The sequence below is a fragment of the Candidatus Saccharimonadia bacterium genome (assembly GCA_035544015.1).
Classification (GTDB): Bacteria; Patescibacteriota; Saccharimonadia; order UBA4664; family UBA4664; genus UBA5169.
This window is the reverse complement of record DATKIP010000076.1, coordinates 97,255-110,860: the sequence shown is the minus strand read 5'-3', so window position 1 is coordinate 110,860 and position 13,606 is coordinate 97,255. Positions and strand designations below refer to the sequence as shown.

Annotated in this window: 16 protein-coding genes; 6 read left to right on the top strand and 10 right to left on the bottom strand. The window is 59.5% G+C overall.

Annotation, left to right across the window (positions count from 1 at the left end; all coding sequences use genetic code 11):
* Positions 1-122: 122 nt before the first annotated feature.
* From VMT30_04310 to VMT30_04295, 4 genes are all read right to left on the bottom strand, one after another.
* Positions 123-332: a hypothetical protein gene (locus VMT30_04310; GenBank protein ID HVQ44159.1), complete on the bottom strand. Its 210-nt coding sequence runs from the start codon at positions 330-332 to the stop codon at positions 123-125.
* A gap of 16 nt (positions 333-348) precedes the next feature.
* Complete coding sequence (locus VMT30_04305; GenBank protein ID HVQ44158.1) at positions 349-831, bottom strand: phospholipase D-like domain-containing protein; 483 nt, start codon at positions 829-831, stop codon at positions 349-351.
* Between the two features lie 261 nt (positions 832-1,092).
* Positions 1,093-1,407, bottom strand: coding sequence for a divalent cation tolerance protein CutA (cutA, locus tag VMT30_04300; protein HVQ44157.1), 315 nt, complete (start codon positions 1,405-1,407; stop codon positions 1,093-1,095).
* Between the two features lie 23 nt (positions 1,408-1,430).
* Positions 1,431-1,871 carry a VOC family protein gene (locus tag VMT30_04295; protein HVQ44156.1) on the bottom strand — a complete coding sequence of 147 codons (441 nt, stop codon included), beginning with the start codon at positions 1,869-1,871 and terminating at the stop codon, positions 1,431-1,433.
* Positions 1,872-2,111: 240 nt separating this feature from the next.
* Here VMT30_04295 and VMT30_04290 point away from each other — a divergent pair, with 240 nt between their 5' ends.
* Together VMT30_04290 and VMT30_04285 are read left to right on the top strand one after the other, a co-directional pair.
* Positions 2,112-2,852 carry a G1 family glutamic endopeptidase gene (locus VMT30_04290; protein HVQ44155.1) on the top strand — a complete coding sequence of 247 codons (741 nt, stop codon included), beginning with the start codon at positions 2,112-2,114 and terminating at the stop codon, positions 2,850-2,852.
* Positions 2,853-2,924: 72 nt separating this feature from the next.
* Complete coding sequence (locus VMT30_04285; protein ID HVQ44154.1) at positions 2,925-3,977, top strand: amidohydrolase family protein; 1,053 nt, start codon at positions 2,925-2,927, stop codon at positions 3,975-3,977.
* A 162-nt stretch (positions 3,978-4,139) separates the two neighbouring features.
* On the opposite strand, the gene VMT30_04280 is transcribed toward VMT30_04285, so the two are convergent.
* Positions 4,140-5,225 (bottom strand): diguanylate cyclase, encoded by a 1,086-nt coding sequence (locus VMT30_04280; GenBank protein ID HVQ44153.1) that lies wholly within the window; start codon positions 5,223-5,225, stop codon positions 4,140-4,142.
* 27 nt (positions 5,226-5,252) lie between these two features.
* Between VMT30_04280 and pyrF the strand changes: the two genes are divergently transcribed.
* Both pyrF and VMT30_04270 read left to right on the top strand, forming a co-directional pair.
* On the top strand, positions 5,253-6,056 hold the full coding sequence (gene pyrF, locus VMT30_04275; protein HVQ44152.1) for an orotidine-5'-phosphate decarboxylase: 804 nt from the start codon (positions 5,253-5,255) through the stop codon (positions 6,054-6,056).
* A gap of 2 nt (positions 6,057-6,058) precedes the next feature.
* Positions 6,059-6,703 carry a phosphoribosyltransferase family protein gene (locus VMT30_04270; protein HVQ44151.1) on the top strand — a complete coding sequence of 215 codons (645 nt, stop codon included), beginning with the start codon at positions 6,059-6,061 and terminating at the stop codon, positions 6,701-6,703.
* A gap of 52 nt (positions 6,704-6,755) precedes the next feature.
* Here the strand turns inward: VMT30_04270 and VMT30_04265 are convergent, their stop codons facing one another.
* Both VMT30_04265 and purD read right to left on the bottom strand, forming a co-directional pair.
* Entirely contained in the window at positions 6,756-7,157 is a 402-nt protein-coding gene (locus tag VMT30_04265) for an NUDIX hydrolase (GenBank protein HVQ44150.1), read from the bottom strand.
* Positions 7,154-8,434 carry a phosphoribosylamine--glycine ligase gene (gene purD, locus VMT30_04260; GenBank protein HVQ44149.1) on the bottom strand — a complete coding sequence of 427 codons (1,281 nt, stop codon included), beginning with the start codon at positions 8,432-8,434 and terminating at the stop codon, positions 7,154-7,156. The genes VMT30_04265 and purD overlap by 4 nt, the downstream gene beginning before the upstream one ends.
* 23 nt (positions 8,435-8,457) lie before the next feature.
* Here purD and VMT30_04255 point away from each other — a divergent pair, with 23 nt between their 5' ends.
* Entirely contained in the window at positions 8,458-9,495 is a 1,038-nt protein-coding gene (locus VMT30_04255) for a polysaccharide deacetylase family protein (protein HVQ44148.1), read from the top strand.
* Positions 9,496-9,512: 17 nt separating this feature from the next.
* Here the strand turns inward: VMT30_04255 and VMT30_04250 are convergent, their stop codons facing one another.
* Genes VMT30_04250 through VMT30_04240 form a run of 3 tightly spaced genes read right to left on the bottom strand, consistent with a single transcriptional unit; the run spans position 9,513 to position 12,807 of the window.
* Positions 9,513-9,938, bottom strand: coding sequence for a response regulator (locus tag VMT30_04250; GenBank protein HVQ44147.1), 426 nt, complete (start codon positions 9,936-9,938; stop codon positions 9,513-9,515).
* Positions 9,913-12,075, bottom strand: coding sequence for an ATP-binding protein (locus tag VMT30_04245; protein ID HVQ44146.1), 2,163 nt, complete (start codon positions 12,073-12,075; stop codon positions 9,913-9,915). Before VMT30_04245 ends, VMT30_04250 begins: the two co-directional genes overlap by 26 nt.
* A gap of 36 nt (positions 12,076-12,111) precedes the next feature.
* Complete coding sequence (locus VMT30_04240) at positions 12,112-12,807, bottom strand: GNAT family N-acyltransferase (GenBank protein HVQ44145.1); 696 nt, start codon at positions 12,805-12,807, stop codon at positions 12,112-12,114.
* An 84-nt stretch (positions 12,808-12,891) separates the two neighbouring features.
* Between VMT30_04240 and VMT30_04235 the strand changes: the two genes are divergently transcribed.
* Positions 12,892-13,542 (top strand): lysophospholipid acyltransferase family protein, encoded by a 651-nt coding sequence (locus VMT30_04235; GenBank protein HVQ44144.1) that lies wholly within the window; start codon positions 12,892-12,894, stop codon positions 13,540-13,542.
* The last annotated feature ends 64 nt before the right edge of the window (positions 13,543-13,606 follow it).

Below are 13,606 nucleotides of genomic sequence, written 5' to 3'. Positions count from 1 at the left end.
AATCCTTCCAGATAGTGTGTCTCAGATTTTACCGCCTGGGCTTGGACTTATCCATGGCTTTATCCTGCCGTATGGCTGTCGCGCATGAGTCTATTGGGCGCCGGGCTGATTTTTCGCTTGAGTCATGGCCTGCTTCCTTTCTTAGAACTTTCGTAATCATCATAAATTTTGTTGAGCGCCTCGGGGTCGGTAAATGCCATACGGCGTGCAGTGGCTTTGAGGTATTTGAAGAGCTCGACAGCGTATTCCCGGTTGGCGTTTTCGGGGTGGAAGATGCGCAGGTAGTTGACCATGGCGTCGATGTCTTTTTCGGTGATTTTGTAGTCGTGCATATTAGTCATGAGTATATCACCACGCCCATTTGTTGAGGCCGGTGAACTGGATCATCTGCCGGCAGAGTTCTTCGGACTGGGTGCGGCGCATAATTTCGCGGCTGTTGTTTTGGGAGAGGATGTTGAGGCTGCCCTCCCAGAGGATGGCGCCGTCGATGATGGCGAGTTTGCGGTGGCGGTAGTCGTCGCAGGTTCTGACCTTGACGCCGGCGGCGCGGAGCTGCTTGAGGGCCATCCAGGCTTGGATGCGCATGTACTCTTCGTGGTGGTTGGGGTTGCGGGTATTAATGCGCACCCTCACGCCTTGGCGGACGAGCTTCGATAGGAGCGGCAGAAGCTCGCTGGTGCGTTTGCAGGTGAGGTAGGGGCTCTCGATGACGACTTCGCGTTTGACGCGCTTTAAGTCGTTAGTGAGGGCGGCGTAGAAACGGCTTTCGTCGTACAGTTTGGAAGTGAGGATGGCGGCCGGATTGGTGCGGCGGCGGAAGAGATTAAACATGGCTCCCCTCCTCCTCGCCGATGCCTAGCTCTTCAAGCCGCTCGCTCATCTTGATCAAACTTGGCCACAAAGTGTTCCACATTTGGGACGTCTGGCCTACCATTGCACTTATTGCTTGTTTGAAAATAGCGCAGATCCTATAATTAGGTTAACCAGTTGTGATATCTTGATATTCTGCTGGTGGCCAGGTGCTGGAACTCCGAGACAATTGCACCATCACTATTATATCTGATTTACCGTACAAATACCAAACAATTACGGCTATGCGAGCGTTTTATCTATCCAGTCCCGAAGCTCTTGATTAAGGTCGTCGGGCGCAACGAATGTAATCATAGGAACATCTTCAGCCGTGGTTCTGCGAACGTCATCCATTACCCCGTCTTTGTGCCTGTCGGTCGTATAAGAAGTAATAGTGATGTAGTCCATGTTCTCGACTTTGCCCTTCCAGAGAAACCGTGCCGGCGCGACGATGAATTGACCGCCGGTTACTAACTTCTTTTCGAGAAGTGAATCCACAATTTTATCGGCTTGACCCTGATTTTCGGCGCTGATTTTGACTTCATAATAAATAGGCATGTTTGACTCCTGAGCCTGTTTTTTTATAGCTTCTCTGCTAGCTCAATGATTATGCCATCAGGGCCACGGAAATAGCACAATTTATAGATATCTTGGTAGTTTATGACGTCCGTTATGAGTTCTCTGCCTTTTTGTTTTACAGATTCAATGATTCCATCAACGTCTTCGACCGCCAGGCAGATATGTTGTATACCCTGCGTATAGATGTGATTAGCTTCTACGACGGATGGAGTCATGGGATGAATAAACTCGGTAAGCTCGATGTTTATCTGGGCGTGGGGCGCCTCCATAAAGGCGATGTGGGATTTAGCGCCTTTGACCCCCACTACCTTGTCTAGCAGCTCGCTTTCCTCGAATTGCTCGCCCCGGGTAATGAAACCGAAATCTTCGAAAAACGCTTTCGCTCCATCAAAGTCGTGAACAACTATTCCAATATGATCGATGGTGTGAACTTTGTAGGTCATGTGACCATATTATAACTTGAGGCCCCGCCATCTGACGACCTCTCCCGCAATCTCGTTCGTTGCTTTCCGGCTGAATCTTGACGGAAGCCCCCTTTTGAGTTATGGTTTGTCTCCCATTTGGGAGTTCACCGTGAATTTTGGGCCTCTCGGCGCAGATTTTGGCGAACTGCAAAGTGGGTGCAAGCGCGTGACGGCATTTCGGCACTAGGCCGAGATGCACGACCGGACGGGGGAACGTCAATGCGCAAGTTCCAATACCACTGGCGTCGGTTGGGGGCAGCCATCGTGGCTGTGGCTACGATCCTGGCGATTGCCGGGCTCGGAGCGCCGGCGGCCGATGCGACCTCGCAGAGCTACAGCGGCCACTGGGCCGGCCTCGTGGACGGGGGCGGCGGCTACACCAAGATCACGGCCGACGTCGTCGTACCCAGCGTCACTACGGCGTGCGGGACCGGCTCGGCGGTGGCGGTGTACGTGGGCCTCGGCGGCTGGGGCAGCCTGCCGTTCGCCCAGAACGGCTTCACCGTGACCCCGCAGGGGGTCGGCGTGTGGTGGGAGGTGTTTGACCGCAACGGCAATGGGCCGGTGGCCGGCATTGCGCTGGCGACCCGCCCGGGCAACAAGCTGCGCTTCGGCTTCGAATTCGCGAGTCACGGGACGGTCCTCACGTTCTACTGGGCCAACCTGACGACCGGAAAGGTGGTAACACGCCGAATCACGAACGCGGCCCGCTACTACAACGCCAAAACGGCCGACTACGTCGTGGAACGGCCGAACTACCCGAAGGCGGGGGCGCCGCTGGCGCAGTACCGGCCGATCACCTTCACGAGGGCCCAAGCAGTGCGCTCGGGCCGCTGGGTACCGGCCTACAACACGGGCTCGGTGTTGGTGTCCACGCTGGGACGCGCCGGGAACGTGATCTCGCATGTGACGGCGGCGCGTGCCGATACGTTCACGACCGCCTGGTCCGGCTGCAGCTAGCCGGAGCGTTCCGCCGCCCGTCCCGATCATGGGGCGGGCGGCGGGGCAGACCATTGCGCTATAATGGGCGGCATGACAACTTCTTCTCCACTTATTCGTTTGCCCGGTTTGATTGATATTCATGTCCACCTGCGCGATCCCGGCCAGACCCACAAAGAAGACTTTGGCTCCGGTACGGCGGCGGCTCTGGCCGGTGGATTTACGCGGGTGTTTGATATGCCCAACAACGCTACGCCCGTGACCACCGCGGCGGTGCTGGACGAAAAGATGGCTAGTGCTCGAGGCAAAATTGTGTGTGACACGGGGTTTTATTTTGGTTCCCTGGGGGATAATTTGGATGAATTCCCCGCCATCATGGATCGCGTCAGCGGCCTGAAGCTGTACTTGAACGTGACGACCGGTGGGTACAGGATTGATGCGGATTATTTGGAACGGATTTTCAAGGCTTGGGGCCACGCCAAGCCGATTTTGCTGCATGCCGAGGCGGACGTGATCGTGACGGCACTGGGGGTAGCGAAAGCTCTCGATCAGCGGGTGCATGTGTGTCATGTATCGAACCGGGCCGAATTGGAACCGATTTTGCGCGCCAAGGCTGAGGGCGTGGATGTGACGTGCGGGGTGACGCCGCATCATTTGTTTTTGAACGAGGCCGACGCGCGGCGCTTGGGGAACTACGGCGAGGTGCGGCCGGCTCTGAAACCGCAGGCGGATGTGGATTACTTGTGGGAGCATTTCGACGAGATCGATGTGGTGGAATCGGACCACGCACCGCACACCAAGGCCGAGAAAGAGGCCGGGACTTTTGGCTTTCCTGGGCTCGAAACTACCCTGCCGCTGATGCTGGCCGCCGAGCGCGACGGGCGCCTGACGCGGGCGCAGCTGGTGGCCAAGCTGGCGGACGGTCCGCGCCGAGTGCTGGGGCTGGCCGAGGAGGCCGATACCTTCGTGGAGGTGGAGCCGGTGGGTTTTGAAATGAGTGCCGAGGGCATGCAGTCGCGGGCGGCCTGGACGCCGTTTGCGGGCCGAACCGGCTTCGGGCGGGTGAAGCGCGTGACGCTACGAGGCGCCGTGGTGTACGAGGACGGCGTGGTGCTGGCGGCGCCAGGGAGCGGACGGCTGGTATAGGGCTTCGGGATACGCGTATGACAGCTATTCCATTTTCTGGAATAGTTGAGGATTTATGTCGAATTATGGCTTCGCTAAGCCTAAATTTTATGATATTGTGCGACTATTCCGAGAAGTGGAATAGTGGGGCTTAGTGGGGAGCGAGCGTCGCGTGGTTACGGTTTATAAACCGGCGGCTTTGATGTCGATGGCGAGATCGGGGTTCCACATGGCGCCGGTGGCGGATTGCACGAGATCGGCGCCGGCGTCGCGGTACTGGCGGTAGTCGGCCGGGGTCATCACGCCGCCGACGCCGACGATTTCGTAGCTGAGGCCGAGTTTGGTGCGCAGGGCGGCGAGGCGGCGAACCATGTCGAGGCCGGCCCACTTGATGCCGGCGCCGCACATGCCGCTGCGGAGGCGGTTGGGGCCGGGCAGCGCTTGCTCGCCGTGCTCGTCGACGATGGGCGCAGCGATGGTGTTGATGGCGGAGATGGCATCCACGTACGGCGCCATCTCCTTCACAACGGTTTCGAGCAGGGCTTGCTGCTGCGGTGTGTAGTAGCCGATTTTGGTGATGAGGGGCACGGAACCGACGGCGGCTTTGACGCGGCGGCAGATTTCGGCGACGGCCGGCGGGGTGTAGCAAATGACGCCCTCGTTGGCGACGTTGGGGCACGAGAGATTGACCTCGATGACGGATGCGCCGGCGTCGGCGCCGAGCTTGGCGGTGGCGGCGAAGTCGTTGTAGTAATCGTCTTGGCTAAAGCCGGGCCGGATGGTGCCAACCACACTCAAAATCACGAGCTGGCCGCGGCCCTGTGCCGCCAGCGCATGGCGAAAATCGGTCAGCCAAAAATCGGGGCCGCCGGAAGGCATGCCAAAGGAGTTGGTGATGGTGAGCTCCGTGGGCGGCCGATGGGTGGTGGTGTGGCCGACCAGCGGATGGGCGGCTTTTTCGAGCGTGAGGTCGCCGTCGACGTCGACGTAGAGGACGTTGGGGAATTTGTTGGGCTCAAATTTGGCGGAGCGCTGGGTTTTGTAGACGACCACGTCGAAGCCCTTGGCGAGGGCGGCCGCAACATATTTGGCGTTGAGCAGCGGGCCGGCAGGAATGCCAAACGGCGAGAAGATCGGGCGTCCGAGAAAGGTAAACGGCATGGCGCCTTTGTTGTGATAGCGCGTGGGCATGGCAAATTCGCCAAACGGACCTTTCTTAAAATTGTAGGCGTAGGTCTTGGCGGGATCGTAGATAGGTTGTTGGTTCACGGGTTGCATGTTAGCTTAAATGGTAGCATGAAATTTTCCGAAAAGCTGAAGCGGGCCGTGGAGCGATCAGATTCGCTCTTGTGTGTGGGGCTTGATCCGGGGTACGCGAAGCTGCCGCGCGGTGTGGGCCAGTTTGCGTTTAATAAGGCAATCATCGAGGCGACGCACGATCTGGTGTGTGCCTACAAGCCCAACGCGGCGTTTTATGAAGCGCACGGGGCCGAGGGAATTGAGGCACTCAAGCAAACGTGCGACTACCTGCGCGCCGAGCACCCCGAGATTCCGATTATTTTTGACGCTAAGCGCGGGGACATCGGCAACACCAACGCCGGCTACACGGAGTATGTGTTTGAGTATTTGGGCGCAGATGCGGTGACCGTGGCGCCGTATATGGGCGCGGAGTCGCTCGGGAAATTCTTGGAATGGGATGATAAGGGCATCATTGTGCTATGCCGGACGTCGAATCCGGGGGCGGGTGAATTTCAGGATTTGGTAGTGGAGGGCCGGCCGCTGTATCAGCACGTGGCGCAGCAGGTAGCCGACGCCTGGAATACGCGCGGCAACTGTGCGCTGGTGGTGGGGGCGACGTACCCGGAGGAATTGCAGGCGGTGCGGGCGATCGTGGGGGCGGAATTGCCGATTTTGGTGCCGGGCGTGGGCGCGCAGGGCGGCAGCGTGGCAGACGCGGTGCGGGCCGGACTGGGCCAGGACGGGCAGGCGGCCATGACGATCAGCACGTCGCGCGTGGTGATCTTTGCTGATGACCCGCGGGCCGCGGCAGTGGACTTGCGTGATGAGATTAACCGGTACCGGAAGGAGACCCGCGCGTGAGTATGACGGCAGATGAACTAAAGCAGATGCTTATCGATAGCAATGCCTGGCTTGAAAACGATCATTTTGTTCTCACCAACGGGCGGCACACCGATAGCTACATCAACAAAGATGCGCTGTACCCGCATACTGAATATTCGTCGCGTTTGGGCGAGGCGATGGCCGAAGCCATGCGCGACTGGAACGTGGAGGTGGTGGCGAGTCCGGCGCTCGGCGGCATCGTGCTGACACAATGGACCGGGTATCATTTGAGCACATTACTCGGGCGTGAGGCACTGGCGGTGTACGCGGAAAAAGTGGAAGGACCAGAGAAGAAGTTTGCTTTTACGCGCGGCTACGACAAGCTCGTTGCGGGCAAGCGCGTGGTGGTGGTGGAAGATAACTTCACCACTGGCGGATCGGTGCGCAAGGTCGTGGAACTAGTGCGAGAAACGGGCGGTGAGGTTGTGGGAGTGGTGGCCATGCTCAATCGCGGGGGCGTGAGCGTCGCGGACGTCGGCAACCCGCCCAATTTTGTGTCGCTAATCGAGACTAACGTGGTTTCGTGGCCGGCCGAGGAATGCGAGCTGTGCGCCAGGGGCGTGCCGGTGAATACGAAGATCGGCAAGGGCAAGAAGTTTTTGGAAGCTCAGCAGGCGGCGGCTTAGGTAGGCCCGTTGGTGCACTGATTTTACTGACATTTCACGGGCATGACAAATGTCAGGTAACTTTGTGGGGTGGATCGGGGAATTGGGCGATGAGATTGCGGATGTTAATGGAAATATCGGTGCGGGCGGCGAGGTCTGCCCAAGGAATATAGCCGACGGCGTCGAATTTGGCTTCGACCGGGCGGGGCTCGCCGGCCGTGATGCGGGCGAGGAACCACGTGTAGTGCCAGCTGCGAGCGGCGTGGTCAAAGGTGGCGGCGCCGAGTTCGCGCACGATGGCCGTTTCAACGCCGAGTTCCTCGCGGGCTTCGCGCACGGCCGCGGCGGCAGCCGACTCCCCGGGCTCGATTTTGCCGCCGGGCAGCTCCCATTGGGTGAGCTCGGGGGTGGTGCGGTGGATCAGCAGCAGATCGCCGGCAGGGTTGGTGACGACGCAGCCGGCGAGGGGTTTCACCGCGGCAGCGCCTTGGCGCCGATGTCGGTGCGGTATTGCAGGCCGTCGAAGTGGATGAGTTTGACGGCGGCGTAGGCTCTGGCGCGGGCGTCGGCTACATCGGCGCCAACGGCACTCACGCCGAGCACGCGGCCGCCGGCCGTGAGCAGCTGGCCGTCTGCGGCCTTGGTGCCGGCGTGAAAAATCTCGACGCCGGGAAGGGCCGCGGCGGCCTCGAGGCCGGTGATGGCCTGGCCGGTGGTGGGCTTGCCGGGATAACCGGGCGAGGCCAGCACCACCACTACGGCCGTCTGCGGGCTCCACTCGATCTCCAGCTCGGCCAGGCGGCCGTCGACACAGGCATCGAGAACGTCCATGAGGTCGGTTTCGAGCAGGCGCAGGTACACTTGGGTCTCGGGATCGCCGAAACGGGCATTGTACTCGAGCACTTGGATGTCGTCGCCATCGACCATGAGGCCGGGATAGAGCAGCCCCACGAAGGGTGAACCGGCGGCGGCCAGGCCGGCCAGAGCCGGCTCAACGACGGTGGCTTTGACGCGCTCCATGAGCGCCGGCTCCACCCATGGCACCGGTGCAAACGCGCCCATGCCGCCGGTATTGGGGCCTTTATCGCCGTCGAAAATAGTTTTGTGATCTTGGGCCGGCGGAAATAGCGCGGCGCTGTGGCCGTCGCTAAAGGCATGAATCGACACCTCTTGGCCGGTTAAAAAGCTTTCGATCACGACGCTCGAACCGGCCTCGCCAAAGATTTTGTCGCCCATAATTTCGCCCAACGCCTGCTCGGCCTCGGCCAGATTCTGGGTGATGTACACGCCTTTGCCCAGGGCAAGACCGCTGGCCTTGATCACGAGCGGAAAGGTTTGCTGAGCCAGATGGGCCTTGGCGGCGGCCAGGTCGTTGAAGATGGCAAAAGCGGCGGTGGGAATGTGGCTGGTGGTCATTAATTGTTTACTGAAGGCTTTGGAAGACTCGATGCGGGCGGCGGCCTGCGTGGGGCCAAAGGCGCGTAAACCAGCGGCGGCAAAGGCGTCGACCAGGCCGAGCGCCAGGATGTCGTCGGGGCCGACGATGGTGAGGCCGATGTCGTGAGCGCGGGCGAAGGCCACAAGGCCGTCTTTGTCGGTCGCTTTGAGATCAACATTGGTGGCAATAGCGGCGGTGCCGGGGTTGCCGGGGGCGACGTAGAGCCTACCGAGCCGGGGCGACTGGGCAATCTTCCAGGCGAGGGCGTGTTCGCGGCCGCCGCTGCCGATGATGAGAATGTTTTGCGGATTCATACGGGAATCATATACTGAAATGGATGATATTGCGTTGGTTACGGTTTGCAGGGGTGGCAGGAGCATTGCTCGCCAGCGCGGTGGTAGTGGTGGCCACCTGGCCGCACGCCTCGGTGAGCCTGGCTAGCAGCACCAGCTACCCGGCCGATCTGCGCATGGCTTATGGCCGGGTGGTACAGTCGGTACACCAATTCGAGGGGCTGCAGCGCGACCTTCATTCCCAGGTGGTATCCGAAGACGAGCTTAGCCGTCAGCTGTCGGTGATCCAGCTCGACGCCGAGAGCGGGCACTTCGCGATGGCCGCGACGGATATTCGCGGCCTGCAGCAATCGCTGGCCAACTGGAATTTTGAGCTCAGCGGCAAGGGCAGTGGGACGGCGACGGCCGGCGGAGCGATGCCGGCGGCCGGTGTGGGGTTGCCGATTTTGTTGTATCACTATCCCCCGGCCAATTTTGAGCAGCAGCTGGAGCACCTGGAACAGTACGGCTACACCGTGATCGACCTGGACCAGGCGTTGGCCGGGCTACGCGGCGAAGCCCTGCCGCCCAAGCCGGTGGTGATTACCTTCGACGACGGCTTTGCGGCCCAAACCGCGGCGGTTGATACCCTGAAACGCCACCACATGAAGGCAACGTTCTACATCATCACCGGCGGAGCGCAGAGCAAGTGGTGCATTGGTGCCGGCCGGCGCTACGGCGACGCGCTCCAGCCGCGGGGTGGCTGTGGCGACGCGTATTTGACGTGGGATCAGATTCGCGAGCTCGACCGGGGCGGCCTCATCACCATCGGCGGCCACACCGTCAACCACCGCAACCTGGCAGCGTTACCGGCGGCCGAGCAGCAGCTCGAGATCGCGGATGGCAAGCAGCAGCTCGAGGCCCAGCTCGGCCACGCGGTGAAGCATTTCGCCTATCCCTACGGCACCTATAACGACACGAGCATCCAGATAGCGCGGGCGGCCGGGTACCTCACGGCGGTCACGACCCAAGCCGGCTTAATGCAGCCGCCGGGCTCCAATTTTACGCTGCGCCGCGAGCGTGACGCGCTCGTGCTGCCTTAGCGAGCGAGCGGCGTGTCCTAGTCGGCGGCTTTGGCCGGAGCGGTGCCGAGCTTGGCGCCAATGATGTCGAGCACTTCGCGCGGCGTGAGCTCGGCCTTCACCAGATATTCGGCGCCGTAGGCGTGGGCCGTGTTGCGGTCGGTGATCTCGGACGAGTTGGTAAGCACAATCACGGGCATGGCGGCAAAATCGAAGTTGTCATTTTGGAGCGCCGAGAGCACTTCGAGGCCCGAGAGCTCTGGCATGTTAATGTCGAGCACAGCCAGGTTGGGATGCTCGGTTTTGACGGCCTCGAAGGCGTCGCGGCCGTTGTTTTTGACGACTACGCGGTAGCCGGCGCCCTCGAGTTTGATCTGGTACATGCGCGAAATAAACGGATCGTCCTCGGCGATGAGGATAGTTTTTTGATCGGCGGCATTATTTGGGGTGGTGGTGTCGGCCATGGTGGGCAACCTCTCGAATGGGTGTTACGGGTTTAAAGGGGAGCTCGAATCCGAAGGTCGAGCCTCTGCCCTCGACGCTATTGAATATTATTGTACCACCCTGATCTTCGACTACGCGTTTTGCCAAATACAAACCCAGGCCAGTGCCGTCGGGACGAACGATTTGGGCGTTGTCGGCGCGGAAGAATTTGCTGAACAGTTTTTTCTTGGCAGCCTCGGGCACGCCGATGCCGGTGTCGCGCACCTCCAGCCGCACCCGGTCGCCGGATTGCTCGAGCATCACGCGGACCTCGCCCTGGCTGGTGTAATAGATGGCGTTATCGATGAAATTCATGACCACCTGGCGGGTTTTGTTGTCGTCGATCTCGGCCGGGGGCAGTGGCTCGGGCGGAGGTTCGAAGATAAGCTTGATGCCTTTGGTGGTGGCGTGATTGTTCAATTGCCGCACCTCATCGCGGATCATTTGCACCATGTCCGTAGGCTTGGTTTGAATGAGGAACCGCCCGGCCGACAGCCGCGACACGTTGAGGAGGTCGGAGATCAGATTGACCATGCGCTCCGACGAGCTAAACGCGTAGCCGACGAATTCTTGCTGGGCCTTGGTGAGTTTGCCGGCGTCGCCTTCTTGCATCATCGAGAGGTAGCCCTTGATGGTGGTGAGCGGGGTGCGCAGCTGGTGCGAGGCCATGGAAATGAATTCGTCTTTGGCGCGGTCGAGCTCCTTGAGGTGGCGGTTGGCTACACGCAGCCGGTTGGTGGCGTGCTCCACACGGGCCTGGAGCGTGAGGTTGAATTCTTGGATTTGGGCGTAGGCCTTGGCGTTGAGAATGGCTACGGCCAGCTCTTTGCCCACGATTTCGAGCAGGTCGATGTCTTGCGTGGAATAGATGTCGCCGGACAGCTTGTCGCCCAGCAGCAGGTGGCCCACAAATTGCTCGCGGGTGCGCAGCGTCATCGACAGGCGAATGCCGTGATTTTCCATGAGCTGCTTGCGCTCGCCGCCGGACAGCTCGTCGGCCACCAGCATGGGTTTGTCTAGCCGCGCCAGCTCCGGCGCCACCATGAGGCGCCGGGGCAGCTGGCCGTAGTGTTCCACGCGGTAGACGCGCTCGTCGTTGTAGATAATGAGCTGGCCAAATTGAATGTGCAGGCTCTCGCACAGCTCGGTGAGCGAACGCTTGAGGATGCGGTCGAGATCGAGCTCCGACACTAGGATCTTGGAGAAGTCGTTGATGACCTCTTGGGAGTCGTAATGGTATCGATAAAACACATTATTGGTGGCTCTTTCGAAAAAGCGGCGGAGCGGCTGAAAGCTAAAGGATGTCAAAAGGGCAAACAGCGTGTAGAGCCAGCTCGCGTTGGCGCTGGAAGCGGAATCTACAAATACAATTTTTGACGCGCCGAAAACGAGCGTGCTGTACACTGCACCGAGACTTAGGAGCAATAAAAAGTACGTAGCCGACCGAGCAAACACCAGCCGCAGATCAAACAGGCGGGTGCGAATAATGGCGTAACCGAGCGCTCCCAGATACACCATGGTAAATTCGGGCCCCAGGTAGACGTAGCCGTAGATGTGGAAAAGGGGGAGCACCAAATTGAAGGTGAGCCCCATCGCCATGGCGATACCCATGCCCAGGGCCATGATTTGCGCCTGGCGGCGGGCCAGCCCGCGGGCGCGCCAGATATAGCGGAGGAGTTCGGTCAACCCACCCAGGAGCAATACGGCCAGGACGGCGGCAAACACGAGGATACCGTCGGTGGTCACGATTGACCGGCTGGCGGTTACGCCCGTGGCGTACACGCCGGGTATGAGAGAGCCCACCGCCACGAGGCATCCGGCGGCTAGCACTGCCCAGTTTGGCAGCAGCCGAATGCCGGTGAATTCGGCATTGAAGAGCGCAAAAAACATGCCGACCAGGATGGCGCCAAAATAGCTCATGAGCGCGATGGGGAGGAGCGACTCGGCCGGCAGTATCCGAAACAGACCGTTGGTAGATGTCCAGATAGCCAGCGCCACGGCCAGACCCAGGTAGTAAATAAATAATTTGCTCCGGGGATTGCGGAAAAAAATACTCAGCCCAATCAGGATATTGATGATTGAGGCGACAAACAACAGGAGGCTCGGCAGATCGATCATAGCCTCAGTTTATAATTCTTACGTTTACATTACCAATCAGTGCCGGCTCGGCCCAGGCAGAGGGTGGGTATGCCGGGCTACCGAGCGAAAGTAGTTGAGCCGCCACGGGGCTAGTAGCAGTAGCTGCAGCCCGCCCCGCCGGAGGCTTAGGCCCGCGACGTAGGTCATTTTTCCGTCGGAGGTTATACCTTGGCCGATTTTTTTTACCGGCAAACCGAGGCGCCAGCGCAGTCCGCCGAGCAGCTTGGGCGTGGTGATGAAGTACCAATATTGGATGGTGGGGCGGCACAACTGTGATCTACCGTACGCCAGGCGATACAGGCCCCGGAGCGCCGGAAGCATCGACTTGGGGTTTGGCAAACGCGGTCGGTCGAGAAGTAATCGCGTGATGTCGGCGGTACGGGCTTTGGGATAGTGAGGATCACGATGCCACAACTCGGGAAAATAAGTGCGCGTCATCGTGCCGGGTGGGGCGGTTTCCTTGGTAAGGCGCAGGTATCCTACGAGCTCCTGGCCCGAATAGCAGCCGAAATGATACGAATGAGCATCGAATTCGTCCGATTCGGTGCGGGTAGCCGGGTCCCCTTCCACCCAATGCAGCTTCTCGACGCAGATTCTGTAGCGAAGCTCGTAGGCCGCATGCAATTGCTGCGGCGACGTGAGCTCGGTGAACCGCATCCCGTCATGCTCAAAATAGATGACCTCGGTCTGCTGGCCGAGATGACCGGGCATGGGAATCTCACTGACTGGAATTGTTGCTCTTGATCTTGACATAATAATGCGTTAATGTTACCATAATCGGGTCGTAAAGCCATTATGCATGCGTTTCAGACAGTTACGGTTGTAAAGCGGAAGAGCTGGCTCGAACATGCCCACGCGCAAAGAGTTATCTACCTCAATCAGCGCGTGATTTTGTTTTTGTTTCATATGTTCTCGTTTGTGTGGCGGCGATCATTCGTCAGCGAACTCCAAGAGCTGGATGTGGTGCATGGTTCGCGCTACGTGCTGGCGTGCAATCATCAGAGCCGGGTGGATCCGTTTTTTATTTGTACGCAATTACCCTATCGCATTTGGCGCCACCTGGGTACCTTGAACTATTTCGCGGCCAACGTCTATATTGATATTCCTTTCTACGGCGGGGCCATGCTGCGGCTGGGATCGTTTCCGGCCAAGGCGCATGTCAAGCATCCCTATGGGCTGGACTACGCGCGGAATCTGCTGCGGCGCGGGAAATCGGTGCTGATTTTTCCCGAAGGCCGACGGACGCGGCGCGGGGAGACTCCTACGCGCCACGGCGTGGAAGCCCTGGCACACGAGCCTAACGTGATGATCATTCCGGTGCACATCGAATGGACGCGCGGCCGCCCGTGGCGAACGTTCCAGCTCGGCGTCGGCAAGCCGTTTGACGGCAGCGCGATGACGGCGCAGGAAATTATGGATCGCATCTACCAGCAGCCCGTGGCATAGGTTGCGGTTGAAAAATTCATCATTTTGTAATATTGTCTCTTGACGGAGAGAATGTTTTGTTATA

Excerpts from the sequence above, each read along its gene's own strand:
- VMT30_04255 (HVQ44148.1), top strand. The coding sequence starts at position 8,458 with ATGATATTGCGTTGGTTACGGTTTGCAGGGGTGGCAGGAGCATTGCTC.
- VMT30_04305 (HVQ44158.1), bottom strand. The coding sequence starts at position 831 with ATGTTTAATCTCTTCCGCCGCCGCACCAATCCGGCCGCCATCCTCACT.
- VMT30_04295 (HVQ44156.1), bottom strand. The coding sequence starts at position 1,871 with ATGACCTACAAAGTTCACACCATCGATCATATTGGAATAGTTGTTCAC.
- VMT30_04270 (HVQ44151.1), top strand. The coding sequence starts at position 6,059 with ATGACGGCAGATGAACTAAAGCAGATGCTTATCGATAGCAATGCCTGG.
- VMT30_04290 (HVQ44155.1), top strand. The coding sequence starts at position 2,112 with ATGCGCAAGTTCCAATACCACTGGCGTCGGTTGGGGGCAGCCATCGTG.
- VMT30_04235 (HVQ44144.1), top strand. The coding sequence starts at position 12,892 with ATGCATGCGTTTCAGACAGTTACGGTTGTAAAGCGGAAGAGCTGGCTC.
- VMT30_04245 (HVQ44146.1), bottom strand. The coding sequence starts at position 12,075 with ATGATCGATCTGCCGAGCCTCCTGTTGTTTGTCGCCTCAATCATCAAT.
- VMT30_04240 (HVQ44145.1), bottom strand. The coding sequence starts at position 12,807 with ATGCCCGGTCATCTCGGCCAGCAGACCGAGGTCATCTATTTTGAGCAT.
- VMT30_04310 (HVQ44159.1), bottom strand. The coding sequence starts at position 332 with ATGCACGACTACAAAATCACCGAAAAAGACATCGACGCCATGGTCAAC.
- VMT30_04250 (HVQ44147.1), bottom strand. The coding sequence starts at position 9,938 with ATGGCCGACACCACCACCCCAAATAATGCCGCCGATCAAAAAACTATC.
- pyrF (HVQ44152.1), top strand. The coding sequence starts at position 5,253 with ATGAAATTTTCCGAAAAGCTGAAGCGGGCCGTGGAGCGATCAGATTCG.
- VMT30_04285 (HVQ44154.1), top strand. The coding sequence starts at position 2,925 with ATGACAACTTCTTCTCCACTTATTCGTTTGCCCGGTTTGATTGATATT.
- cutA (HVQ44157.1), bottom strand. The coding sequence starts at position 1,407 with ATGCCTATTTATTATGAAGTCAAAATCAGCGCCGAAAATCAGGGTCAA.
- purD (HVQ44149.1), bottom strand. The coding sequence starts at position 8,434 with ATGAATCCGCAAAACATTCTCATCATCGGCAGCGGCGGCCGCGAACAC.